Source organism: Streptococcus mitis (genome assembly GCF_047464035.1).
In the GTDB taxonomy this organism is placed as follows: Bacteria; Bacillota; Bacilli; order Lactobacillales; family Streptococcaceae; genus Streptococcus; species Streptococcus mitis_DX.
Window position 1 is genome coordinate 1 of the sequence record NZ_JASHCQ010000027.1, and the last position, 22,915, is coordinate 22,915.

Here is a 22,915-nt window from a genome sequence, read left to right on the forward strand (position 1 = left end):
GTCGGGCTCATAACCCGAAGGTCGTAGGTTCAAATCCTGCTCCCGCAATAAGGCTCGGTAGCTCAGTTGGTAGAGCAATGGATTGAAGCTCCATGTGTCGGCGGTTCGATTCCGTCTCGCGCCATTTATATATTTTGGAAGGGTAGCGAAGAGGCTAAACGCGGCGGACTGTAAATCCGCTCCTTCGGGTTCGGGGGTTCGAATCCCTCCCCTTCCATTTTACGGGCATAGTTTAAAGGTAGAACTAAGGTCTCCAAAACCTTCAGTGTGGGTTCAATTCCTACTGCCCGTGTTAATAGAATTATGGCGGGTGTGGTGAAGTGGTTAACACACCAGATTGTGGCTCTGGCATGCGTGGGTTCGATCCCCATCACTCGCCTATTTTATATTATTGGGGTATAGCCAAGCGGTAAGGCAAGGGACTTTGACTCCCTCATGCGTTGGTTCGAATCCAGCTACCCCAGTTACTATTTGCCGGCGTGGCGGAATTGGCAGACGCGCTGGACTCAAAATCCAGTGTCCGCAAGGACGTGCCGGTTCGACCCCGGCCGCCGGTATAGTATAGTTTTAAGGAACGTTGTAAATCTTCGTTCCTTTTTTGTATTTACTTATTTTGTAAAAAGTTACTAAAAATTACTTATTTGTGTTGCAAATTCTCTGTATTTAGTTTATAATGAATATAAGGTACAGTACCTTAAAGAAATTTTATCTAATATAGAAAACGAGGTGATATTATGTTATCAACTAATGCAAACATAATTTGCGAAGCGGTACTTCGCAATTGGAAGTCTGAGTATATTGAATTGGAAGAACAATTCAAGCTCAAGCTTTCTCGAAAAGATTTTTTCAATAAAGTATTTCCTATTCTAGGAAATAGAACAATAAATGAGTATCTTAAGGATGAAGTTAAACAACTAACTGGAGAAGTTTCAAGTTATAGATATCCTACCTTCAAAAGAAGGGCTGAAATATTGCTTACTCATTCTAAAATTTTAAATCTAAATTTTGATATCCTGGATGAAAATACAATATTGAATGGTTTACAAAAAGTTAATAGAGGTATTGAAATCAAGTCTGTATTTGCTTTCCTTAATGCGGATGGTAAGTTTAACACTGAACATTGGATTGATTTTCTAAATAAAGAAGGACAATTTCTTAATATCGACTTTTCTGACGAGAATGAACTATTTTCTACATTGTGTTATATCAGTAACATTATTAGTTACTATGGTATATTACCATTCCATGTTGAAAAATCAGATGATGGCGATTGTATTTTATTTACATGTATTGATTTCTTAAACGAGGTGAGTACTTTCTTTGTGAACATAACTAATCCTTTAGCGTCACATTTTATTTGATAAATTAAAAGAGGTTGACTCAGTTTTAACCTCTTTATTTATTTTTTTTCAATCCTTAATAGCTTTTTAAAGCAAATCATCTAGTTTATCTGCTATATTTTGAACTGTTCTTTATTGAGTTACTAAAAATTACTAATTTTTTTCTACTTGGCTTAGAAAAGCGATAGCAGAACGATATTTTTTATTTCTCTCTATATCCTTTGTAGTTATCTTTGAAAGTCGTGTTAAATCTGAATTATGACGTAGGTCAGCCAATTTTACAACCCTAGCGAGTTCATTTGTCTTTACTAGGTTAAGATATGATTGATAATCCTGTCCTTTCTTCTTTGTAAGTATATCAACTGCTTCTATAATCGTCTTTGAAAAGCCTAGCTCTTCTAGGTCTAGTAGGGTTAGTTTAGTATCTTCTACAACGTCATGAAGATAAGCAACCGCTTTTTCCTCATCAGTTTCTACAAAACTTGCAACGGTCTTAGGGTGTTTAATATAATCAACACCTGCTTTATCAACCTGTCCTAAGTGAGCTTTTTTAGCTACTTCATAAGCCCGTTGGCTTACTGATTTTTGTATTTTATCCATATCTTTATTCTATATTTTAGTTTTTAAAAATGCAAGCTACTTTACAATAAATCATCTAGTTTGTCAGCTAAGTCTTTCTGTTTACTTGGGTACAAATGGGAGTAGGTGTCAATTGTAGTCGTTATAGAAGCGTGTCCTAGCCTTTCTTTCACAACTAGATAATCTTCCCCTTGGTTTATCAATAGAGAAGCGTGGGAATGCCTGAAATCATGTATGCGTATTTTTTTTAGTGTGTTATCACGTTCAAGTATTTTCTTGTACTGTTTCTCAATGGAGTTTTTAGTAATTATGATTGGGCTATTTTGAAACACTTGTAGACTTAGGCTATCGTTGGTAAATTGCTCTAACAGATGTTTTTGATGTTGTTGCCAATCTTGTAATTCTCGACTTAATTTTTTATTGATAATAATTCTTCTTGTCCCTGCTTTAGTCTTAGTTGTGCTGATATGGCTAACCCCTTTATTGACATAGACAGATTTTGTGATATAAATTGTATTGCTTGGAAATTCGATGTCTTGCCATGTTAGTGCAAGTGCTTCTCCAAGCCTTAAACCTGTAAAGAATAGGACTGTAAAGAGTAATTTGATATTGTATTCTTCTGGTTCAAACAGTGTTAGAAACTGCTGAAATTCTTTGACTGTCCAAAATTGCATTTTAGTTTTTTCAATTGGTAATTTTTTTAGTAGCTTTACAGGATTTGTAGTGTAATAACCTTTTCGCAAGCCTACATCAAAAATTTTTTTGAGTAAAATCATGATTTTATTGATGGTATTTGTGCTTAAGGTTTTATCTGAATTTTGTGCTACTTTTTGTCTAAGATGTTCTCTAAATTGATAGATGTCTTCATAAGTCAATTTTTCGACATTATCGACGTTTGAAAAATAATCTTTGATATGTCGATTGTAGTTATTCTCTTGTGTGTTGATATAGCTAACTTTGCGATGATTTAGTATATCTTCTTCTTTTAATAACTCATAGAGCATAGAAACACCTATTTTAGCTCCAAAGTAGCGTTCCTTTAGTTCTACACTACGTAGATAGTTTTCTGCCTCAGTTGCTTCTTTTTTGGTTTTATAGCCTTTTCTGATTATTCTACGTTGCTTTAACGTTATTGGGTCAAAACCATTACTAATATCGACAATCCAGCCACTACCATTTTTAACTTTACGTATTGCCATTTTTACCCCCTAGTGGGCTATTTTGGACATCGAAACCAAGTATTTCAGTAGCGACTGTAGCAGGAATAGTTCCAATACGTTTGTTTTGATAAACTCTAAAACCTCTCGCAATTAGTAATTCTTTTCCTTGTCTGATAATACGTTTGGAAGTTCCCTCGGAGAAACCAAGGGCAACTAGGTCATTCTTATTTACAGTTATTATCATGTGACTTACTCCTTTGTATCTAGCTTTATCTTCTTGTAGGTAACGCGATTATCGAAATACTGTCCGTCCTTATAGACTTTACTAGTGTACTCCGTTTCATATAGGACAGTTGAGCTGTCATAGTCAAATGTTTCGTAGGTATAAAACTTATCTTCATCAGGTTTTTTCAAGTTGCGAGATGACAGATAGGCTTGTTTTCCAAAGTTTTCTAGTAGCTCTTGTCCGATACCTTTTTCAAAATATTTTGTAACATATCGACCGCGGTTTTCTTTGCTGTCGACATCAACTTTATTTATCCGTACTGCTCCATGCCCCCAAAGTTTTAATAGTTGACTATGTGGGATATAGGGAACGCTGAAAAGCAGAATATGAGCGTGCCATGCTCCACGTTTTTGTTTTTCTAATACTGTAATATATTTTAATTGGCTTTTTTTAGTCTGAAATATGTGATAGTTAAAGCGTTTGATAAATGTTTTGAGTAAGTCTTTGAAGTGGTTTCTATCGCTGATATTTTCCTTAGTGGTCAATGTTAAAAAAGAAGTCGTATCATCAAAATTGCAATCGACTAAACGGAGTAAGTTCCACTTGGCTTCTAAGCGAGTTTTCTTCATACGTTCAAGACGTTGTTCTTGTTCTTCAGGTGTTAGTTCATCAAAAGTTCTTCGTTGAGTTTTTTCTTTGTTCTCAGTATTATTATCTAATATAGACTTTCCTTTTGAAAATATTGGCTTTTCATATTCCCAAATTTCAATATAGGAAGAAGTACGAACTATCTTTTTATTATATGAGGATGAGGTCATAAAAATAGTTCCTTTTTGATTGGCTTTTCGCCAAAAGATTGTCTATATAATAAATAAACTAGGAGGAGCAAAGCTCCTCCCTACTTCTATCATGTGATCCTAAGCACCGCTCCGCTAAACACACTTCCAGCTTGCCGACTTCCAGTCGGCAGTTTTGCTTAGGCACATGATGAGAAGTAGCTATTAAATTTGTGGTTGTGGTAATTGTTTTAATATTTTGTCTGTTGCCCAGTCTGTTGAAATGACCTCAAAATGTCCTTGGTCATAAACTAGCAAATCTCCGTTACCAATAAATTGATATTTATTATCTTTGTCAATATATAATGAAAAAGTATCTATACCAATAACATTTTTAGAAATATCAATAGATTCTTTAGGGGTATGTCCAACAATTTGTTTAGGATAATCTTGGTTGGGAAGCAGTTCTAATTCTCTAAAATGTGCCCATAAAGGAGAACCTCCAAGAGCTTTCCCACCACGCATTGGTCCTATTGTATAAGCTAGAATATCTAATTCTTCTTCATGCTCTTTGGTATAGAGGTTAAAATGCCATTCTTTTGGGTCAAATATCAGATTGAAACCAGCGTGACTGACTAAATAATCATCTAGTTGATAAGCTATTTGTAATTTCAAATCCTGCAACAATTCTTTAACTGCGAAAAACACTTCTAAATTTTGAATTGAGAAAGGGGCTTGTTCTCCCAGTAAATAATAAGCATCATGATTACCTATAAGATTAATTACATCTATTCCGTTTTGCTCTTTGTCTATTTTCCAAGAGTATAAAAAAGTGAGGTCTTTGGCATAAAGTTGGATATTTTTAGTTTGACCATGTAAATCAACATAATCACCAAGAAAAATGATTCTCTTAATGTTATGTGTTTGGATAATTTTGTCAACAATGGGTAAAATTAGTTGAGATTTTAAATGTAAGTCACCAATTAATAATGTCTTCATATATATTCCCCTCTTTATTTTTGATATTAGTCTAAGAATAGAATTAAGCTCTATCAAATTTTTTAGGCAATAGAGAAGTGTTTTTTGAATATTGATAGGATTTTTTAACTGTATCATAGCAGATAACAGGTATTGTTTTGCTATTTTTTACATCTCCATCAATAAAGTAATGACTTTTATTATCATGGTAAATCTTACCTAGGTAACTTTTATCTTTAGCTACTTCCCAAGAAGCAAAATGCCCAGAGATAATATCTTTATAAAATCTACCAGTTGTAATAGGAAATTTGTTTGTAAATATCTCTGGACTCGTTAGGTCTTTCCAAAGATTATTAGCTTCTTCATCAATGCCAGCATGGACAAAAATTTGATTTTCTGTTTCAAAATAACGACTATCTTCATATCGTTTTTGGAACCAGTTTATAAATGGAATATACTTATCATTATTTCTAATTTCGTTTCTAACACCTGTTTCAAAGTTGTTAGGATTTGATTTTAAAATATAGTTCAATTCCTCTGTAGAGAAGAAACTCTTTATTGTTTCTGGAAACGCAGAAGCAGTAGGATTATCTAAAATCAACCAATCATAAAACCATTCTTCATGATTTCCAAAAAGTGTAATAATTTGTTTTGGATAAATCTTTTCAAGTTCAATTATTTTAGAAATGACTTGAAAAGATTGAGAACCGTAATCAATATAGTCTCCAAGTAAGATAAGTTTATTTTGTTTATCAGATAAATCTATTTTATTGAGAGATTTAATAAACTCATTGTAGTGCCCATGTATATCAGATACGGAATAATAAATTGCCATATAAGATTCTTTCTATAATCAACGTGAATTTACAGCGTATATGTAATTTATATAATTAGCAAAATCACCTATACGTTTTCTATCATCGTAAAATTTATCAAACCAGGATACATTTTTACCTTCAATCTGCGCTAAACCTCTAATAGCTTGCAGATTATGAATTATTCTATCATGAATAATACTTCTAGAGGGGTCAAGAGAATTTTGTTCTTCAATAGTAAGTGTTAGCCATTTTCCCCTCATTTCGGCATATTGTGCACTATACTCAACCAATTCTTTCCAATATACTTGGAATTCAGGGTCATGAATGTTGGAAGAGTTAATTAAAGAATCATAAATCATTCTTGCTTCTTCAAATGAGATAACCCCTTTCTCATTTAAACAATCTTGGTAAGTTAAAATTTGCATAGTAAGCTCCTTAAATTTTAGAAATAATTATAACACATTATTTAGTAATTAGAATTACATCAGAACAAGTAAACCACAAGTTTCCATTGTATTGACCTACGTTTAAGTCTTTAAGACTAACTGGACAAGTTTTATTATTCGCCATCTCTTGAACAGAGGCAGTAGGAGTTAAAGTATTTACCTTTACCTGAATCATCTCCATAAAGAAATCACTAGATTCATCTTGGATTGATACATTTAGTCGTAAGGCAGTTGGTTTATTAGTTTCCCTATCCAAAACTTCTGTATAGCCCTTTACAGCAAAGAAACGATTGCCTAGCAATTCTGGTTTCAAAAAATCATTTAGTTTCATGTGTACCTCTTTTCTATCATCGCAGAGCGATGAGGAACAGATATTGTTGCTGAAAATCTATCGAATTTAAGCAACAATATCCGTTGAAATTAGTTTGTTTCGGTTAAATAAAGTTGTAATTCTTTGATAAAGTCAAATTGAGTGGTGTCAAGGTAAGGACTTTCCCAGTATTGGGCAGATTCTTTACCAGAGCCCTGCATATAAAGATATCCTGCTCCTTTTACCTCGATAGGTTTCAAATTATTGGGAGTAGCAGAACCTAAGACCATCCGATATCCCTCGATAGAATTAGCTCCAAGAGCTATTCTCAATCCTAAATTATCTCTGAGTTCAGTACTTAAAGTAGTACTAGCATTTACTTGTTGGGCAGATACTAGGATAAAAATACCTGACTGTCTTCCAAGTAGAATAATTTGTTTAATACCATCCATAACTTCAGTGATAATGTCTCTTGATTTTTTATCTGAACCTGTAGCTTTAAATGCTCCCATTTCATCAAATATAAGCCATACTGGCTTAAATCCATGGTCAGTAAAATTTGAACCATACTGGAAGTTATCGCGCATGACTTGATATCGTTTCTGCATTTCCTCAACTACAACTCTCACAATGCGAGCTATATTATTTGGGGTGGTTGCTACGTATTTATTTCCAAAGTAATGAGACAAGCTACCTAGGTCAGAGTTCTTAGGGTCAGCTATATAAACTGTTGATTGATGTTTTAGAAATTCTAAAATCAAAACAGATATGAGCACTGATTTTCCACTTCCAGTTCCTCCTGATACTAAAATATGTGGGCATTTGACAGGGTTATAATTTACACCATATCCTAAATCTATATCAAGGCTATCTATCTCTTGTCTTTGGTTGTGAGATTGTAGAACTAACCTATCAGGTTTCTTATAATAAAAATGGTATTCTACATAGCTAGGTCGGATAATTTTTTCTTCTAATTCCAGTTCGAGAACCCCAGCTAAAACCTCATCAAGTGATTGTACTCTTTTGCTAAATTCGTCACCTGTTATAAGAGCTTTGATAAGAATATGGCTGTTTTGCCTATCTAAGTCATATTCTAAGATTGCACTTCTAATAACTTTTTCTTGTCCAGTACTATCTTTATATGTAGTATAAAGTCTGTTTGTGTGGAGTACATAAAGTAAGCTCTCACGTATAATAAGGTAATACTCCAAGTCATATCGAAAAATTTTTATTTTCAGATGAATTTTATAGATAATAAATCCACCTAAAAATATGAAAAGAATTTGAACAAAAGTTGGAGCTCTAATATTGGCAATAGTGGTAATTAGAATGCAGGCAGAGATACCTAGTATCAACCAGTGCAGTATTTTTAACTTATAACAGGAAATTATATTGTTTCTTGTTAAATCAGCAATTTGTCTTAATTTAAACATATTAGATACCTTTTATTTTATCTATGATTTCTTTTAGTAATTCGTAAACTCCTATGAGCTTGATTTTTGCGAAATAATAGATAGAAATAAATAATGGAATACATCCAAGAACAAGGGCAGAAACTGAAAAGAAATGCCCTTGAGGAAGAATAAAAATTCCTATGCTAGCTAATATCACAAATCCTATAAGACATAGATATACTTTTAAGTAATCACTCATTTTACTTTACCTCCTCTAATGAGCAAGTATTTTAAGGACAACTATAAAGAGATAGTTGCCCTTAAAATAGCGTGGTCGGGATACCCTACTTGATTTTTATAATCGGGATTATTTAAAAATTCCCATGAATAATTTTCGTTTGATACACAAATATTTCCTATGATGTGGTCTAATTTACAGTATTTCCAAGAGTTCTTATTTGCTGGAGTATATACTTTTAAACCAACTTTATTCATTTCTGATTTTAGTAATGGATAGGAGTAGAATTCTCTGGCTTTTCCTTTGTAGGAAAATACATCATCATCTTGTTTAAAATAACCATTATTGAAATCACCTAAAATAATTGTATTTTCGGATTCTTCTGGTAAATTTAAGATAAGATTACGTAATTGTAGTTGGCGTTCTTTGAAATCGGTGATAATATCGTTTCCGCCAGTTTTTATACGGGCTCCTATAATATTTAATGTTTTTCCTGATATATTGACAACAACTCTGAGAAAGTTAGGATGATTATCGTCATTATTAATAGTAATACAATTACTATCAGAAATTAAAGAACTTTTTATCCCAATTAAAATCTCATTACCGAGTTTGATATGGCGAACATCTTCAAAAATTTCATATCCCATATCCTGTAATTTAGTACAGAATAAACTATGATTTTCTGTCTTTACGTATTCTGTTAGACATATAATATCGTCATCTAATTGATTGAGTTCATTTATTACCATTTTAGGAATGTTTTTTCCAATGCCTGAACGTAAATTAAGATTCCATGTGGAAACTCTGTATTCTGTCATAAAACTGTCCTCCAAAAAATAATTTTGCAAGAGGAGGGCGACTCCTCCTAATAGCTAGTAATTAAAACTATCAAAGATTTCTTCTTGTTCATCTTCGTCGTAATAGAATTCCAATTCTTCATAGAAGTAATCTAAAGCTTCTTGTTCAACTTCAAACATAATATCACCTCGAATCTTTTATAAGGTAATGTACCCTGAAATCATTACACAAATAGAATAACAGAAAAAATTCTAGTTGTCAACGTTTTTTGTGTAAAAAAACAATTTTTAGGGTACAAAAATAAAAAAATCCAAAGAGAAGTTATTTAACACTTCTTTGGATTTCATTTTTACTATCTGATAAAATATCTTGAAGATTGTCGTAATTAATTGGAGCAACAATTTTTCTTAATTTTTTTTCTAAGCTTTCAAAAATTTCTGAAATAGACATTGTTTCATTTTGTCTGAATTTTTCATCTGTCCTTAATAATATTGCTGCTTTACAAATTAGTTTGACGGTTACCCCAATTGTTACAGAACGAACTGGTAGATATTTAGGAAGTTCAATTTTTAAATTTCTAATCCCTCGGTCGACATTTTCGCTTATTTCAGCTTTAATCTTTACTCCATAACCTTTTGAATATTCTATATTATGTAAAGGTATTGTAAGAGTATCATTATTAATCTCTAACCAATTATTTAGATGTTTTGTTTCCTCAAATGCTTTTGATAAAATCATTCCCCTAGTAACTATTCCAGTAAACTCTTTAGAGTAAATCTCTTCTAAAAGACTAAAGTAATACATACACTCACTTGAAACTCTCACTTGAAATTCCATTTTTGCCCCCTAAATCATTTAGTACCTTAAAATTATTATATCTTAATGATACGGATTAGTAAATCAAAATTTTTAACATTTCTAAAATTCAAGTAAAAAATATCAATCCTTAAAAAGTAACAAAAATTATATTTTTTTAATCACATAAGTAGTTTTTTATAACGCTGATTTTATTGGTTTATAAAGATATAAAATTTTAAGTGTTAAACTCAAAATCGAAAGAGTTCTAACGAACAAACATTCTGTACGCGTATGGTATAATCTACTTATTAAAAAAATGATGAAAGGCTAGACAAAATGGGATATAATGAATGGAAACCTGTCAATTATTCAGTTACTGAAGATGAAGACTTTGAAACAGTAAAACAAAGAGTAATTAAAGATTTTCAACATTATCTAGAATTACTTGATGATGGTACTGAGGAAAGTCGTGACAAAGTTTATAAGTCTTTTACTTTTAGTAAGTTATTTGGGGAAGAACTCGGTACTGACGAGGATATCGATAAGTTAAGTAAAGAAATAATGGATAAATTGAGGAAAAGTAAATCCTAAAAAGTTACTAAAAATAAAAAACTATCGTTTTTGCGATAGAGGTAACTTCTTAAAAAGGCTATTTGAAAGGCTTCACATATTTATAAAACGGTAAGAGCTAAACTCAAAATCCAGTGTCCGCAAGGACGTGCCGGTTCGACCCCGGCCGCCGGTATAGTATAGTATTAAGGAACGTTGTGAAATCAATGTTCCTTTTTCTTTTGGTCAACTTTTGGTCAAAAATTCTCTTTTTTTACTAAACTTGTTAATACTGCTCGAACTTTATTGTTTTCAATTTCTGCTTTTTCTTTAATTAGATGGCCGTAAGTTTCAGTTATTTGTTTAATATCCCGATGCCCCATTAACTTTGAAACTGCCCAAATATCAACACCCATTGCTAGCATTGTTGAACAATACGTATGTCTTAAACCTGTACTTGTCATATTTTGAGGATGAATTTTCAAGGATTTTAAAATTTGTTTTAGATGCTTATTAATACCTGCATTTGTAATAATTTTATAATTTAAATCCATTAAAATCATATTTTCTTTATTTGAAATTGTTCCATTTTCAACGAACACATCTTGTTCTTGTTTTAATTTTTTTAGAATCGTTAAAGTATCTTTATCTATTGGAATTGTACGGATTGATTCTTCAGTTTTGGGGTTCGCCCACCGTTTTCTAGCTGTATCATATCTTCTATACGTTTTGATTTCTGAACTTTCCCACAATACACAATCCCATGTGAGACCTGCAACCTCTCCTGCACGTAATCCCGTTTTTAGTTGAATCAATAGTAAATACGTTACAATTGAAGTAGTTAAATCAAGATTGTTTTCTAAATATGTTACTAGTTTTTGATAGTCATCAAAACTATGAATATATTTTTCATCTTTTCTTTTTTTGGGGGGACGACCTGAAAGAATGACACCTTCAGTAATATCTTCTATATTTAGCTTATCTCTTTTAGCAAACACAATCACATTTCTAATTTCCGCATTCATTCTACTAACATTGTCACGACAATTTGTTTCAGCGTACTTATTAATAAATGCTTGATATTCGCTTGCTTTGATTTTTAAGGCTGGTTTATCTTTAAAATATTCTTTGATAAACTTACCACGTAATAAATGTTTATTAAATGTAGCCTCTGCCTTTCCAAGTGGTTTAACTGTTAACTCTAACCATTTTTCCCAAAGTTCAAAGAGTGTAATATTTTTATTAATTATCGCACCATTAATTAACTTTAATTCAAGAGCTAAAGCTTCAATTTCAGCTTCCCGTTTTGTTTTAAAGCCTGAATTAGAAGCAACTACCTTTTTATTTTTATCAAAAATTCTATAATCCCATAAATTCTTTTTTCCTCGTTTTCTGTATGAAACTGACATGATTACCTCTTTCTAAAAGACGATAACCAAGATATTATCTTGGCTATTATATCATTTCTCTTTTAATAATTCTGAAAAATACTGTTCAAAAAATACTCTGGTTTTAGAAGCTAAGAAGATATATCTACCACCCTGATTTTTCGGATACTTTACAAAACCATCTTTATTCTTTTCAATATCAATTTTTGAACGAATATCAGCTTGATAGAGAACATGTTCCAGCAACCAAGGTCTAGAGACTGAAACCATCTCTAAAACCTCTGATAGGCTCATATACTGCCCTTGTGATGCCTTGTTTTTTAAGTCAAGATATTCATCTTTCTCTACTATAATGTGTGTTTCAGGAAGATTTACTTCCAAATTTTCTATTTTAATTAAAATCTTATCTGTCATATATTTTTTCCTTATTCTATGATAAAATAGGAGCAGAAATAGTATTTATTATTTCCACTAGTCTTAGTTATCACTGCTCTCGCTTTGGTCGGTTGAGTCTGTAGTGATAACTTTTCTTTTGTTGTCAATATTTTTTTCTTTCTTAATTCTTTCTAATATATCCGAAGCAATTCTTCGAAATTCTTCTTCATTTTCTACACTTTTTAGTATATACGTCTCTAATTTTTTAAATGCTTGTTTCGCTTTTTCTTTTAAATCACGTGTAGCTGTATAATTCCATAATTCAATTTTGATAACCTTATTCTTTTCATCATGAACCATTTTGATTACAAATCTAATTCTTCGCATTAGTTGATGATATTCTTTATTTTTCTTTCCAAACCACGAATCACACCAATCCCAGTAACTATCTGAATTTGTGATAATTGTTAAATCATTGATAATATACGCATCTTTAAACCGTGAACTAAGCTGAGTTGCTGAATCTGGTTCTAGTATCTGAAATAACTCTCGAAAAGTCATGCCACAACTTGCATCTAATTCATTGATTACAATTGTTTTTTCCCCTTTATAACCTGAACCCAAATCGAAACGTTTCTTATTAGTGGATGGGGTGTGAGCTCCTAACCTATCATGTTCTTCTGCAAGTAAGCGTGCTAGATATGATTTTCCTGTTCCCCCTTCAGCTTGAATATAAATACCTGTATGATTTCGTTCGCCCTTACTCATACGAATAAACTCTTTCTGAATATATTCTTGTCTGTTTTCCTCGAACTGTCTTTTATTTGAATTCCACGCTTTTTGTGCTATACGTTGAGTGAATTGCTCAAATAATTGTTGTTTTGCTTCAGTTGTAAGTAAGCCTTCTTCTGAGATTAGATAGCTTAATTCTAAACAATAATCGTCTATTTCTAGACCATTGTCAGCTTTTTCTTTGCTGTGATTTTTGATTTTTCCCATGATATCATCGATATAGTTTGCATTTTCTGATGAAATAACGTCTGCGACTTCGTAGGGGAATTTATGTTCTTCCATGTTACGTTCGTTGCGATGTGTAAGATATCGGCATGCTTTTATCGAACTACGAACAAATTCTAAATTTTGTTTTCTTGAAATTGATAGAGCCTTAAATACTGATGTGTAAGTATGAGCATGCTTGAAATCAATATAAAAATGTGCATGTAGTGGTTTTGAACTTCCGTCATCTTTTAAATCTTTATCGTGAAAAATAATATGATACCTATCTTCTTCATTTTTACAATAATCATGAATACGTTGAATAACTGATTCACGAAAATCTTTTTCAGTTAATTTTGAATTTGCATTATGTTCATAGTCAAATGAAATTTGACCAAAAAATTTTCTTTTTCTATCATTTTGATTAATTTTCATAAAAATCCTTTCTGATTTTGACACAAAATAAAGAGTGTGTGTTGATTTTGAGAGGAGTTGTTTTGATTTGGATATGACTACACAGACGGAGAAAACTGTGTAGCCATATCCAAACAAACATCATATTTACTTGACACAGCACAACATAAAAATTTTACTAATTAGATGAAATTTGTTTAATATTTTTTATAATGATGTCCCTGCATGTTGAGACAAGTGAAAAATTGTTGCTTTTATTGTCAATGATTATATTTATTGAAATGATAAGCATTGACTTCATTACTAGAACCCCATGAATGCTAGTACCCAATTATTTACGCTTTTTTCTTAATCGTTGACCGTATAAGAATGCTCTTTTAAATGTACTAATCTTTTCCAAACCGTGTTCATGTAGATTAATATTCCAGAACTTTCTGGGTTTGCTGAACTGTCCATCACTAGTCATGATATAACCTGAAAATCTGAGCGCATGATTATCTATATTATCTGTTTCTCCAAATACCATGCGAGCTAATTCATCTGTTATAGCGCCATTTGATAAACAGATACGAACACCTAAATTATCTCTAATAGCCGTTGAAAGCAACTCAGAGCGCGGTTGTTGCATGCAGATACACATGTAGACGCCACTAGAGCGAGAGCGAGACACAATAGACAAGACCAAATCTTGAACCCTTTTTCTCATCTTATTATCTGTAATGCTCGAAAGCATAGCTGAATACTCTTCTATAACACACAGCTTCATTTTCATCTCTTTACCAAAATTAACAAAAGTCGCTCCAGTAATATCATCACGTGCTGATAATTTTGCAATCTCTTTTTCACGTTTAATAACTAATTCCAACAAATCTTCAAAATATGCTAAAATCTCTTCACTTTCAGAAAGAATTACATCTGTTGGAAGAAAAGTCCAAGAACTGAACTCAGATTTAACATCTAAGATTGTTAAATCAACTTCTGAATCAAACATAAAAACTTGAGTAAGTAACGATTTTAAGAATGTTGTCTTTGAACTTGAAGTATTACCAACAATTAATGCATGGATATTTCTCAGCATTGAGAATGTCAAGCCTTCTTCAACTGTTATTTCAAAATCATTGGCTGGTTTTAATTCTGTGATATGTTTCGGCTTCAGCTGTCTTGCTTTTGCTTCTACAATATCATCTAATAAATATATGAACTCTGTATTATCTTCACTCAACCAATAATCTAACACAATTAAAGAACGATTTTTACCCACTAAACACGCTGATAACATTTCCGCAAACTTTTCTAAATCGTCATTTGTTTGGTCAGCTAATTTTTTGATTTTAACCGTGATGCGCCTGCTTGACTTCGAGAAGTCCGCACGCGCTTTACTAACATCTATAAATTTGCTACCGATTTTGCGATTAGCAGTTGCTGAATCTAACAACGCAGAGTGTGTCTGTCGTTCTATCAACCTTAGCTGATAGTATAGAGATACTGAACCAAATTTTGATAGTTTAAAAACAAATCGTACCAATAAAACAAGATTCGTCAAAAGCAAGACAGCTATTCCAATCACTATTAAATTCAAACCAAGCTGTGCTTCACTTCCAAGAATACCAACTTCTGTTCCTTTAAATACTAGCCATTTAATAATAAAGCCACAAAATAGTAACCCTGCTCCAACTACTTGAAGCAGAGTTACGAAATTTGGCAAGCTTGGCATTAAATGACCTGTATTTTCATTTAACCTATATCTAATCATAAATGCCTACAAATTTCTTCCATTTCCTTTAACATTTTGCGACGCATGAGTTCAAAATACATGTACGCACGAATGAAATCAGTGTAACGACCGTTTGAGTAAACTAAACTCAAATTAACAAAAGATGAAACTCGTCCTTGAACTTCAGAATTTATGTATGTTGCTAAAATTTTTCGCAACTCTACAGGAAGGTCAAAAACTGTTAAATCATCCAATTCTTTAGAAATATCTTTCATATCTATTTCCTCTCTACTTTAAACTAACTTCTTTGACATCTTCAGCCCAGACTTCTATAACATCGAAACTTTTATATTTATACTTCCCTCTTGGATTGACTAACTGATATAAATGTCTGAACTGAATCTTGTTCGCAATTTCAATTGTAGGAACAACTAAACTAATCAGTTTAACAGCTCCATCATCTTTTGGCATTGATAAAAATACTTCATAACCAATTGATTTGTCAGAGAAAATTGGGGCGTTTTTATCATTACTATTTTTCTCAAACCCAACGATTGGGAAAAATGGTTTTGGTTCTGTAACACTTACTGCAACGCAAGTTGAGATGTTTGTGAGCGTAGGGGCAGTACGACGGTCATTTACAATTGAACCTTCTGATTGTTTTGAATTGCTTCCAAACAATCCTGTTTGAACTAACTTATCGTTATTAACTGACATATTTTTTACCAAACTAGCTAAAAACTAGCTCTTTCTGTTAAAATTTTTTTTGTAAATATTTGAACGTTCTTTATTTACATTTAAAGTGTATCATGATTAAAAATTACAGTCGTCAAATGCACCATAAGGGAAAAAATAAAAAAAAAATTGCATTAGGATATTTTATTTGATAAGCTGAAAATAGCGATAAGGAGGACATTATATTGAAAGAGAAATATTATAATGTAAAAGAAGCCTTGGATTATATTAGAAGTTATCCTAGTGGAAAATTAAAAAAAGAATTTTATATGAATATAACTGAAAAACAAATTCGTGATATTTTGAAAAAAGATGTACTAGGGCAATATATGCACTGTTCAGAGGGAGAACATGTAATTGAAGTATACGAAAATTCTCAAGGAGATGAAGTAGCTGAAACTTTATATGTATTTCCAAAATTTGGGAAAAATCCCAAAATTCTCTCGAGTTGGGATAGTCTCTATAAAAAAGAAGATAAGCTAGTGAAGCAATTACAACGGCAAGGTTTGAAAACACCAGAAGCCAAAATTAGAGAAGAGTCTAAAAATCCTGGCAAGCCTGCGTATTTAATGAGTGAAGATTATCTTTTTTCATTAAAATTGGAGATTGAAAGACGTCAACTACCGATTAAAATTTTTCGTATTCAGCCACGTACTAGTTCAACAATTAAGCAACTATTGAATGAAGAAATATTAGAAACGAATTTTGAATTAACTATAAGTACTTTATTAGAAGAATTTCAACAAAAATTAAAAGAAGATTGGGTTAAAAATCAGAAATTATGGATTGAACAAGCTGAAAAAGTAGGTGAGTTATTAGAGGATGTTAGGGGGCGTACGGAAATATTAAAGTCTGTAGCACCAGAATTGTCAGTGGATGCATACAATAGTAGATTAAAAGAAGTAGAAGAATTTTATAATAAGTTAAAGAATCAAGAATTTATACCACCTTTTAATTTTGAAAAATCTTTCAATAAGTTTAAAAAAATTTATATGAATCAAGAAAACAAGAACGTGATTTCTTCTCTTGCCAATAAAATATATGAATTTGAAAAGTATCAGATTAACAAGTATAAAGAAAAGATTGAAGAACAAAATAAAAATAGAGTTATAATTGAAATTTCGTTTAAACGGTATTTAGTCGAATTTTACAAGAATATAAATGACTCTTTTTGGAGAGAGGATTTTCTAAGCAATTTAGAGGATAATTTTGGGATAAAAATAAACCGCTGAGATTTTCTCAGCGGTTGTTTATATTGTTTAATAAAGTGGATATTGCATCTATTATATCTGTTTTTTGTGGCTCTGGAAGCTGTTCAAGTTGACTGATGATGTTTTCAATTTCTTTACTTTGGATTGGGAAATCAAAGTTAAAAAAAGTTCTTTCATCTACTTCAAGAGCGGTTAGAATTTTATTCAGTGTTTGTATTTGAAAATTATATTTTTCGTTTTCGATGTTATGAATATGTTTAGAGCCTAGTCCAGCCAATTCTGAGAGTTTCTCCTGACTTAATCCTTTTGTAAGGCGTAAGTATCTAATTCTTTTTGCAATAAATGTTTGTAAGTTATTTTGATTCATATTTGTTACCTTCACCTATTATTGTAAAGATAAAAATTATAAATAATAAGTAGCATAAATTACACTTAAATAAATAATAAGTGTTGAATATTACACCGATAAATGATAAAATAATATAATGAAACTATAAAAAATCACTCAATAAGTGATTAAAGGAGAAATTGATGAAGAAATTGCAAATTCTGACAACTACAGCAGTTATTGGACTTGCATCAGCTGGTATGCCTGCACTTGCTCAAGAAGCTAACTCTGATGTAGATACGGCAACAAGTGTAAATGAACCAGCTCTTGTTGAAAAGCCTATTGCTGAAAAATCATCAGACGTAAAACCAGCTCTTGATGCTCAAAAGAAAGTTGTAGAACAAACTAAAGAACAACTTACTGATGCACAAGCTAAAGCTGATGAAGACAACAAACAAGTGTCTAACGCTCAATCAATCGTGGCTGAAGCTACTAAAGACGTTAAATACGCTGAAGAAGTTGCTTCTAAAGCTACACCTCAAAACATCGAAGCTAACAAAGCAGACCAAAAAGCAAATCTTGCTGACCAAGAAGCTAATGCTACAGAAACAGCTACTACTGATACAAAAATTGCAACTCAAACTGAAGCTGTAAACAGCTCTAAAACAAATGTTGCTAACGCTGAACAAGCACTTACTGATGCTAACGCTGATGTTTCTGCTAAAGAAGCTCAAGTTCAATCTGCTAAAGATGCAATTTCAGGAACTGGACTTGCTCAAGTTGAAGATAAACTTGATGAAGCTAAAGCTCAAACAAAATCTGCTGAAAACAATGTTTCTCTTGCACAAACAGCATTGACTGATGCTAAGAAAGCTGACGAAAAACGTCAAGAAGCTATTACAGATGCACAAAAAGATGTTGATGCTAAAACAACTCTAGTTAATGAATCTAAAAGTAATCTTGCATCAGCTACTACAAAAGCTAATGATGCTACAGCAACACTTTCTCAAGCTGAAGACAAATTAGCTAAAGCTACTAAAGCTCTAGATAGCGTAGATATTGTCAAGGTTCCAGATTTGACTCAATTCAAACAAGATAAAGCTTCAGGCGACTCAGACTTCATGACTGACTCTGGTGCTACAGCTATTGAAAACACAGAAATTTCAATTGGTAAAAATGCAAAAGATGAACCAGTTGATATTGACAATCTAACTCAAGCACAAAAAGAAGAAATCTCTCATTTATATGTTCAGGCATTAAACCAAATTCGCAGAAAACTTGGTGTAAACAACGATACATCAGTCACAAAAGAAATGATTGACGTTGCATCAAATCGTGCTAAAGCATATAAAGAAAGAGCTCAAAGTCCGCTTACTCATGGACACATCAGTTTGTTAGCTGGTCAAAACCTCGTTGCTAGAACAGAAAATCTTGCTGGCATCGCACCTAAATCAGAAATCAAAACTATGTACGATTTGAAAAAAGCGGTTATTGATGCTTTAATGCGTACATCATTTGCTGACGCTGCATCAAACTGGGGGCATTTAGAAAATAACCTTTCGAGCGCTTCAAATGTTGGTCTTGACATTGCAAACATCAATGGTCAATATTGGCTAGTCATGGTTACCGCAGACAAAGGTACATCAATTACTAACCCAACAAATGCTGAAGCTATCCAGAAAGCATATGACGAAGCTAAAGCTGAAAAAGATACAGCTCAAACTGCTTCAGAAAACGCAAATGACGCTCTCAAACAAGCATCTGCTGATTATGCTAACGCTCTAGAACTTAAAACTTCAGCTGAAAAGACATTAACTGACGCTACCGCTACACCTGTTCAAACAGCTGTTGCTAAAAACAACTTGCGTCTTGCAAAACTTGCTCTTGAAAGCGCACAAAAACGTCAAGCTGAAGCTCAAAAAGCAGTTGATAACTTCTCAGCTGACCTTGCTTCTAAGAAACAAGCCCTTGATGATGCTAAATCAGCTCTTAAAACGTCTAAACTTGTTCAAGAACAAAAAGTTCAAGCTCTTGCTGATGCAAAAACTGAGCTCAAAACACAAGAATCAAAACTTGAAGCTCTTAAGGCTCAAAAAGCTAAATTGGTTGAAGAAAAAGACCGTTTAGTTGAAGAAGCTAAAGCTCTTGCTGAAGAACTAAAAGCTTATGTTGAAGCACCAATCAACTTGGCTAAAGCTAAAACAACATTGGCTGAAAAACAAGCTGTTCTTGAAGATGCTCAATCCAAACTTAAAGAAACTAACAAACTTATTCAATCAATCACAACAACTCTTTATTTTGAACAAATTAAACTTGATAAACTTCAAGATAAATTTGACAAACTTAAAGATTTAGAAGAAAAAGCAAAAGATAACGTCATTGCAACATTGCCTGACGGAACAATCATTGCAGTTCCTAAAACAGCACCAACCGCTGAAGAACTTCCAGAATTAAACATTGAAGAACTTGCGAAAGAAGATGCAAAAAATAGCAACGTTAAAACACTTTCTAACGGAACCATCGTTGCAGTTCCTAATACAGCACCAACAGCTGATAAACTTCCAGAAATTGACATTAACAGTTTGAACAAAGGACTTGAGGATAATAAGGTAGTCACTATTGATGACAAAGGCAATGTTACCGTGAATGGACAGGGTCAGCAACAGGCATCAGGTAAGCCGATTTATTCACGAGTAGAACGTGCAAAATCATTGCCAGATACAGGCGAGTCATCGAGTGTTGCAATGTTGGTACTCGGTGCAATTCTTGGAGCATTTGGACTTGTAACAGTACGTAGAAAGAACTAGAATAATAAAAAATCTTCTTGTTTTATAATAAGAAGATTTTTGTTAAAATATATACTATAAGATAGAAACAATATGAGGGTTAAAAAATGAGAACTCCTAAGAGATATACTGATTTAATTAAGAATAAAAAAATAACAAATCAAATTATTGCAGAATGTATATATTCTGTTAATAAAAGAGCAAAAAACTATCGAGATAAAATAAAAGATTATAAGCAAGGTGGGTTCTATAAATACAAAGAAGATAATATTGAAAATGCAAAGGAACAAAAAGAAAAATACTATAGTATGAAAGAAGATTTATTATTAAACTTCAGCCCCAAACTAATTCATAAAAAGTATGACAGGGAAAAAATACAACGAGTCTATAGTTATCAAAAAAATTATGAAAAACTATATAATGAAAAAAGAAATGATATTGTTTGGGAAAATAGTTACTATGACTACGATAGAAATAAGGAAGTTGACTTTTTTGATTATAGCTTAGGTGAGAAAAAATATTTATATTTCTTGTATTATGAAATCGGTGAATATAGTTTTCATACCCCAATTACAGAAGAAAGGGTAGAAAAAAATACTCAATTGGAAATCAAAGAAATAGATGAGAATTTTCAAACTCATGGAGCTGATATAGTAGATTTACTTTCAACTCAGTTTGTTCAAAAAGTAATAGATTTGTTAGATAGTGGAGATTATACAATCATAGAATAATAAAAAAATCTTCTTACATATGTAGGAAGATTTTTTGGATTCTCAAAACTAGTTTAAAAGACTACGCTATTTAAACTAATTTTAAGAATGGATATTGGACTATACCGATTACGCCGAATACGGTATCGAACGATGTATCAAAAATTGTGATTATTAAATTTTTAACTTAGAAATTATAGCAAAAACTAAAAATTTATTTGGTCAACCACTGGTCAATTTCCTTAATTTCAATACTAACTAGCGTGTGATAATATCTTGATTTAATCGCTTTTTTGTTATTTATTTAAACTTATTTTAACGCTAGTTTGTTGGCCGCCGGTATAGTATAGAGTTAAGGAACGTTGTAAATCTTCGTTCCTTTTTTATATTATTTTTGGTATAATAATAGTTATTCAAATTTTATTTAGATTATGAAAGTGTAGGGAAGTATGTCTCGTTCTATCGATTTATTAAAACATCGGTATTTGAAAAATATTAAAGAAAATCCTGAATTGTTTGTCGGGATTGAGCTGGAATATCCTGTTGTAAATTTGGAAGGGGATGCTACAGATGTTGAAGTTATCAAATACTTATTCCGATATTTAGTTTCTGCTTTTGATTTTACTGTCGAAAAGGTAGATGATTTTGGGACTCCTATTCAGTTAGTGGAGCCAGTAAGTCAGGATGCTATTTTATTTGAAGTTTCCTATACTACGATTGAGTTTGCATTTGGTAAGGCTGAAACGATACAAGAAATTGAAGAACGTTTTAGTATTTATATGGGAGCAATCCAGAAGAAGTTAGCTGAATCAAATCATGCTATTGTTGGCTGTGGTATTCATCCCAACTGGGATAAAAATGAGAATTGTCCAGTGGCTTATCCACGGTATCGCATGCTGATGGACTATTTGAATTTGAGTAGAAATGTGACTAAATCAGACTTGCATCATTTCCCTGAATATGGTGCTTTTATCTGTGGGAGTCAGGTTCAGTTGGATGTTTCAAAGTCTAACTACTTACGAGTGATTAATGCTTTTACCCAAATTGAAGGGGCTAAGGCTTATTTATTTGCAAACTCTGAGTTTACAGGTGCGGATTGGGATACAAAAATCTCAAGAGATATTTTCTGGGAAGAATCGATGCATGGTATCTATCCAGAGAATGTTGGTGTCAATGCTAGCCTCTTTAAAGATGAGGATGATTTTTTTGATTATCTAGATCATTCTGCAATTTTTACTGCGGAACGTGATGAACAAACCTTTTATTTTTATCCGATTCAGGCAAGGGCCTATTTGGCTACACCTGAAATCCAAGCATATGCACTTAATGGGGATGAGATTATTATTTATCCTCAAGAGAAGGATTTTGAAACCCATCGTAGTTATCAGTACCAAGATTTAACGGCTCGCGGAACAGTCGAGTTTCGTAGTGTGTGTACTCAGCCTCTGGATAGAACCTTCGCTTCAGCAGCTTTTCACTTAGGATTATTAGTTAATTTAGATAAGTTAGAAGCTTATTTAGAAACAGCATCTTTCTTTAAAGAATTTGGGCGAAATTATAAGTTTTTAAGACGGCAATTTTCTAAGAAAAAGCTTACAGATGAGGAAGAAACTGCGATTATTGAAATTTCCAAAGACTTACTCCTGATAGCTGAGGAAGGACTGGAGATGAGAAATAAGCAAGAAATGACCTACTTACAGCCTTTGAAAGAAGAATTGAGGGTAAATTCGCAAACTAAGTTCCACCGCTAGTAGAAGTGGAAGTTAGTCTGATAAAAATCCTAAAAACCAGTGGAAATCCGTGTCAGGGTAAGTTCCACTGGTTTTACTAATGCTTGATTTCATC

The 22,915-nt window shown here is 32.4% G+C and carries 25 protein-coding genes and 6 tRNA genes; 12 read left to right on the forward strand and 19 right to left on the reverse strand.

Annotated features, from left to right (window positions below; translation table 11 throughout):
- Positions 1 to 51: 51 nt before the first annotated feature.
- From QM818_RS07665 to QM818_RS07695, 7 genes are all read left to right on the forward strand, one after another.
- Positions 52 to 124: transfer RNA gene (locus QM818_RS07665), tRNA-Phe, on the forward strand.
- 12 nt (positions 125 to 136) lie between these two features.
- A tRNA-Tyr gene (locus tag QM818_RS07670) sits at positions 137 to 217 on the forward strand.
- 4 nt (positions 218 to 221) lie between these two features.
- Positions 222 to 292: transfer RNA gene (locus QM818_RS07675), tRNA-Trp, on the forward strand.
- A 14-nt stretch (positions 293 to 306) separates the two neighbouring features.
- Positions 307 to 379, forward strand: a tRNA-His gene (locus QM818_RS07680).
- 13 nt (positions 380 to 392) lie between these two features.
- Positions 393 to 464 (forward strand) — tRNA-Gln (locus QM818_RS07685).
- Positions 465 to 473: 9 nt separating this feature from the next.
- Positions 474 to 557 (forward strand) — tRNA-Leu (locus tag QM818_RS07690).
- A gap of 177 nt (positions 558 to 734) precedes the next feature.
- Entirely contained in the window at positions 735 to 1,361 is a 627-nt protein-coding gene (locus QM818_RS07695) for a hypothetical protein (RefSeq protein ID WP_414300106.1), read from the forward strand.
- 132 nt (positions 1,362 to 1,493) lie between these two features.
- Here the strand turns inward: QM818_RS07695 and QM818_RS07700 are convergent, their stop codons facing one another.
- The 12 genes from QM818_RS07700 to QM818_RS07755 all read right to left on the reverse strand — a co-directional run bounded on the left by QM818_RS07700 (position 1,494) and on the right by QM818_RS07755 (position 9,903).
- Positions 1,494 to 1,940 carry a GTP pyrophosphokinase gene (locus QM818_RS07700; RefSeq protein ID WP_414300107.1) on the reverse strand — a complete coding sequence of 149 codons (447 nt, stop codon included), beginning with the start codon at positions 1,938 to 1,940 and terminating at the stop codon, positions 1,494 to 1,496.
- Between the two features lie 41 nt (positions 1,941 to 1,981).
- Positions 1,982 to 3,118: a tyrosine-type recombinase/integrase gene (locus QM818_RS07705; RefSeq protein ID WP_414300108.1), complete on the reverse strand. Its 1,137-nt coding sequence runs from the start codon at positions 3,116 to 3,118 to the stop codon at positions 1,982 to 1,984.
- The gene (locus QM818_RS07710; RefSeq protein ID WP_414300109.1) at positions 3,105 to 3,323 is read right to left on the reverse strand and encodes a DUF3173 domain-containing protein; all 219 of its coding nucleotides are present in this window, start codon (positions 3,321 to 3,323) and stop codon (positions 3,105 to 3,107) included. The genes QM818_RS07705 and QM818_RS07710 overlap by 14 nt, the downstream gene beginning before the upstream one ends.
- 5 nt (positions 3,324 to 3,328) lie before the next feature.
- Positions 3,329 to 4,123, reverse strand: a complete 795-nt coding sequence (locus QM818_RS07715) for a rolling circle replication-associated protein (protein ID WP_414300110.1) — start codon at positions 4,121 to 4,123, stop codon at positions 3,329 to 3,331.
- Between the two features lie 183 nt (positions 4,124 to 4,306).
- Positions 4,307 to 5,080, reverse strand: a complete 774-nt coding sequence (locus tag QM818_RS07720) for a metallophosphoesterase (protein ID WP_414300111.1) — start codon at positions 5,078 to 5,080, stop codon at positions 4,307 to 4,309.
- A 43-nt stretch (positions 5,081 to 5,123) separates the two neighbouring features.
- Positions 5,124 to 5,894, reverse strand: coding sequence for a metallophosphoesterase (locus tag QM818_RS07725; protein ID WP_414300112.1), 771 nt, complete (start codon positions 5,892 to 5,894; stop codon positions 5,124 to 5,126).
- 18 nt (positions 5,895 to 5,912) lie between these two features.
- A complete protein-coding gene (locus QM818_RS07730) occupies positions 5,913 to 6,302 on the reverse strand; it encodes a hypothetical protein (RefSeq protein ID WP_414300113.1) in 390 nt (129 codons plus the stop codon).
- Between the two features lie 37 nt (positions 6,303 to 6,339).
- Positions 6,340 to 6,654 carry a hypothetical protein gene (locus QM818_RS07735; protein WP_268703451.1) on the reverse strand — a complete coding sequence of 105 codons (315 nt, stop codon included), beginning with the start codon at positions 6,652 to 6,654 and terminating at the stop codon, positions 6,340 to 6,342.
- Positions 6,655 to 6,743: 89 nt separating this feature from the next.
- Positions 6,744 to 8,066 carry an FtsK/SpoIIIE domain-containing protein gene (locus tag QM818_RS07740; protein WP_414300114.1) on the reverse strand — a complete coding sequence of 441 codons (1,323 nt, stop codon included), beginning with the start codon at positions 8,064 to 8,066 and terminating at the stop codon, positions 6,744 to 6,746.
- Between the two features lies 1 nt (position 8,067).
- A complete protein-coding gene (locus QM818_RS07745; RefSeq protein WP_414300115.1) occupies positions 8,068 to 8,286 on the reverse strand; it encodes a hypothetical protein in 219 nt (72 codons plus the stop codon).
- A 41-nt stretch (positions 8,287 to 8,327) separates the two neighbouring features.
- Positions 8,328 to 9,086: an endonuclease/exonuclease/phosphatase family protein gene (locus tag QM818_RS07750; RefSeq protein ID WP_414300116.1), complete on the reverse strand. Its 759-nt coding sequence runs from the start codon at positions 9,084 to 9,086 to the stop codon at positions 8,328 to 8,330.
- Positions 9,087 to 9,387: 301 nt separating this feature from the next.
- Positions 9,388 to 9,903: a hypothetical protein gene (locus QM818_RS07755; protein WP_414300117.1), complete on the reverse strand. Its 516-nt coding sequence runs from the start codon at positions 9,901 to 9,903 to the stop codon at positions 9,388 to 9,390.
- Positions 9,904 to 10,200: 297 nt separating this feature from the next.
- On the opposite strand from QM818_RS07755, the gene QM818_RS07760 reads away from it, so the two are divergent.
- On the forward strand, positions 10,201 to 10,455 hold the full coding sequence (locus tag QM818_RS07760) for a hypothetical protein (protein ID WP_414300118.1): 255 nt from the start codon (positions 10,201 to 10,203) through the stop codon (positions 10,453 to 10,455).
- Positions 10,456 to 10,670: 215 nt separating this feature from the next.
- Here the strand turns inward: QM818_RS07760 and QM818_RS07765 are convergent, their stop codons facing one another.
- From QM818_RS07765 to QM818_RS07790, 6 genes are all read right to left on the reverse strand, one after another.
- A complete protein-coding gene (locus tag QM818_RS07765) occupies positions 10,671 to 11,822 on the reverse strand; it encodes a tyrosine-type recombinase/integrase (protein ID WP_414300119.1) in 1,152 nt (383 codons plus the stop codon).
- A 51-nt stretch (positions 11,823 to 11,873) separates the two neighbouring features.
- Positions 11,874 to 12,215, reverse strand: a complete 342-nt coding sequence (locus QM818_RS07770) for a DUF771 domain-containing protein (protein ID WP_414300120.1) — start codon at positions 12,213 to 12,215, stop codon at positions 11,874 to 11,876.
- A 63-nt stretch (positions 12,216 to 12,278) separates the two neighbouring features.
- Positions 12,279 to 13,607 (reverse strand): hypothetical protein, encoded by a 1,329-nt coding sequence (locus QM818_RS07775; protein WP_414300121.1) that lies wholly within the window; start codon positions 13,605 to 13,607, stop codon positions 12,279 to 12,281.
- Positions 13,608 to 13,917: 310 nt separating this feature from the next.
- A complete protein-coding gene (locus tag QM818_RS07780; protein WP_414300122.1) occupies positions 13,918 to 15,339 on the reverse strand; it encodes a hypothetical protein in 1,422 nt (473 codons plus the stop codon).
- Positions 15,336 to 15,575 (reverse strand): hypothetical protein, encoded by a 240-nt coding sequence (locus QM818_RS07785; protein WP_414300123.1) that lies wholly within the window; start codon positions 15,573 to 15,575, stop codon positions 15,336 to 15,338. Before QM818_RS07785 ends, QM818_RS07780 begins: the two co-directional genes overlap by 4 nt.
- 13 nt (positions 15,576 to 15,588) lie before the next feature.
- Positions 15,589 to 16,017, reverse strand: coding sequence for a hypothetical protein (locus QM818_RS07790; protein ID WP_414300124.1), 429 nt, complete (start codon positions 16,015 to 16,017; stop codon positions 15,589 to 15,591).
- A 203-nt stretch (positions 16,018 to 16,220) separates the two neighbouring features.
- Here QM818_RS07790 and QM818_RS07795 point away from each other — a divergent pair, with 203 nt between their 5' ends.
- The gene (locus QM818_RS07795; protein ID WP_414300125.1) at positions 16,221 to 17,267 is read left to right on the forward strand and encodes a hypothetical protein; all 1,047 of its coding nucleotides are present in this window, start codon (positions 16,221 to 16,223) and stop codon (positions 17,265 to 17,267) included.
- Positions 17,268 to 17,274: 7 nt separating this feature from the next.
- Here QM818_RS07795 and QM818_RS07800 read toward each other — a convergent pair whose 3' ends face one another.
- A complete protein-coding gene (locus tag QM818_RS07800) occupies positions 17,275 to 17,613 on the reverse strand; it encodes a helix-turn-helix domain-containing protein (RefSeq protein WP_414300126.1) in 339 nt (112 codons plus the stop codon).
- A gap of 164 nt (positions 17,614 to 17,777) precedes the next feature.
- On the opposite strand from QM818_RS07800, the gene QM818_RS07805 reads away from it, so the two are divergent.
- The 3 genes from QM818_RS07805 to QM818_RS07815 all read left to right on the forward strand — a co-directional run bounded on the left by QM818_RS07805 (position 17,778) and on the right by QM818_RS07815 (position 22,821).
- On the forward strand, positions 17,778 to 20,381 hold the full coding sequence (locus tag QM818_RS07805; RefSeq protein ID WP_414300127.1) for an SEC10/PgrA surface exclusion domain-containing protein: 2,604 nt from the start codon (positions 17,778 to 17,780) through the stop codon (positions 20,379 to 20,381).
- An 86-nt stretch (positions 20,382 to 20,467) separates the two neighbouring features.
- Positions 20,468 to 21,091 (forward strand): hypothetical protein, encoded by a 624-nt coding sequence (locus tag QM818_RS07810; RefSeq protein ID WP_414300128.1) that lies wholly within the window; start codon positions 20,468 to 20,470, stop codon positions 21,089 to 21,091.
- A 428-nt stretch (positions 21,092 to 21,519) separates the two neighbouring features.
- Positions 21,520 to 22,821, forward strand: a complete 1,302-nt coding sequence (locus QM818_RS07815; protein WP_261081389.1) for a glutamate-cysteine ligase family protein — start codon at positions 21,520 to 21,522, stop codon at positions 22,819 to 22,821.
- Positions 22,822 to 22,915: the final 94 nt, after the last annotated feature.

Excerpts from the sequence above, each read along its gene's own strand:
- QM818_RS07695 (WP_414300106.1), top strand. The coding sequence starts at position 735 with ATGTTATCAACTAATGCAAACATAATTTGCGAAGCGGTACTTCGCAAT.
- QM818_RS07700 (WP_414300107.1), bottom strand. The coding sequence starts at position 1,940 with ATGGATAAAATACAAAAATCAGTAAGCCAACGGGCTTATGAAGTAGCT.
- QM818_RS07705 (WP_414300108.1), bottom strand. The coding sequence starts at position 3,118 with ATGGCAATACGTAAAGTTAAAAATGGTAGTGGCTGGATTGTCGATATT.
- QM818_RS07710 (WP_414300109.1), bottom strand. The coding sequence starts at position 3,323 with ATGATAATAACTGTAAATAAGAATGACCTAGTTGCCCTTGGTTTCTCC.
- QM818_RS07715 (WP_414300110.1), bottom strand. The coding sequence starts at position 4,123 with ATGACCTCATCCTCATATAATAAAAAGATAGTTCGTACTTCTTCCTAT.
- QM818_RS07720 (WP_414300111.1), bottom strand. The coding sequence starts at position 5,080 with ATGAAGACATTATTAATTGGTGACTTACATTTAAAATCTCAACTAATT.
- QM818_RS07725 (WP_414300112.1), bottom strand. The coding sequence starts at position 5,894 with ATGGCAATTTATTATTCCGTATCTGATATACATGGGCACTACAATGAG.
- QM818_RS07730 (WP_414300113.1), bottom strand. The coding sequence starts at position 6,302 with ATGCAAATTTTAACTTACCAAGATTGTTTAAATGAGAAAGGGGTTATC.
- QM818_RS07735 (WP_268703451.1), bottom strand. The coding sequence starts at position 6,654 with ATGAAACTAAATGATTTTTTGAAACCAGAATTGCTAGGCAATCGTTTC.
- QM818_RS07740 (WP_414300114.1), bottom strand. The coding sequence starts at position 8,066 with ATGTTTAAATTAAGACAAATTGCTGATTTAACAAGAAACAATATAATT.
- QM818_RS07745 (WP_414300115.1), bottom strand. The coding sequence starts at position 8,286 with ATGAGTGATTACTTAAAAGTATATCTATGTCTTATAGGATTTGTGATA.
- QM818_RS07750 (WP_414300116.1), bottom strand. The coding sequence starts at position 9,086 with ATGACAGAATACAGAGTTTCCACATGGAATCTTAATTTACGTTCAGGC.
- QM818_RS07755 (WP_414300117.1), bottom strand. The coding sequence starts at position 9,903 with ATGGAATTTCAAGTGAGAGTTTCAAGTGAGTGTATGTATTACTTTAGT.
- QM818_RS07760 (WP_414300118.1), top strand. The coding sequence starts at position 10,201 with ATGGGATATAATGAATGGAAACCTGTCAATTATTCAGTTACTGAAGAT.
- QM818_RS07765 (WP_414300119.1), bottom strand. The coding sequence starts at position 11,822 with ATGTCAGTTTCATACAGAAAACGAGGAAAAAAGAATTTATGGGATTAT.
- QM818_RS07770 (WP_414300120.1), bottom strand. The coding sequence starts at position 12,215 with ATGACAGATAAGATTTTAATTAAAATAGAAAATTTGGAAGTAAATCTT.
- QM818_RS07775 (WP_414300121.1), bottom strand. The coding sequence starts at position 13,607 with ATGAAAATTAATCAAAATGATAGAAAAAGAAAATTTTTTGGTCAAATT.
- QM818_RS07780 (WP_414300122.1), bottom strand. The coding sequence starts at position 15,339 with ATGATTAGATATAGGTTAAATGAAAATACAGGTCATTTAATGCCAAGC.
- QM818_RS07785 (WP_414300123.1), bottom strand. The coding sequence starts at position 15,575 with ATGAAAGATATTTCTAAAGAATTGGATGATTTAACAGTTTTTGACCTT.
- QM818_RS07790 (WP_414300124.1), bottom strand. The coding sequence starts at position 16,017 with ATGTCAGTTAATAACGATAAGTTAGTTCAAACAGGATTGTTTGGAAGC.
- QM818_RS07800 (WP_414300126.1), bottom strand. The coding sequence starts at position 17,613 with ATGAATCAAAATAACTTACAAACATTTATTGCAAAAAGAATTAGATAC.
- QM818_RS07805 (WP_414300127.1), top strand. The coding sequence starts at position 17,778 with ATGAAGAAATTGCAAATTCTGACAACTACAGCAGTTATTGGACTTGCA.
- QM818_RS07810 (WP_414300128.1), top strand. The coding sequence starts at position 20,468 with ATGAGAACTCCTAAGAGATATACTGATTTAATTAAGAATAAAAAAATA.
- QM818_RS07815 (WP_261081389.1), top strand. The coding sequence starts at position 21,520 with ATGTCTCGTTCTATCGATTTATTAAAACATCGGTATTTGAAAAATATT.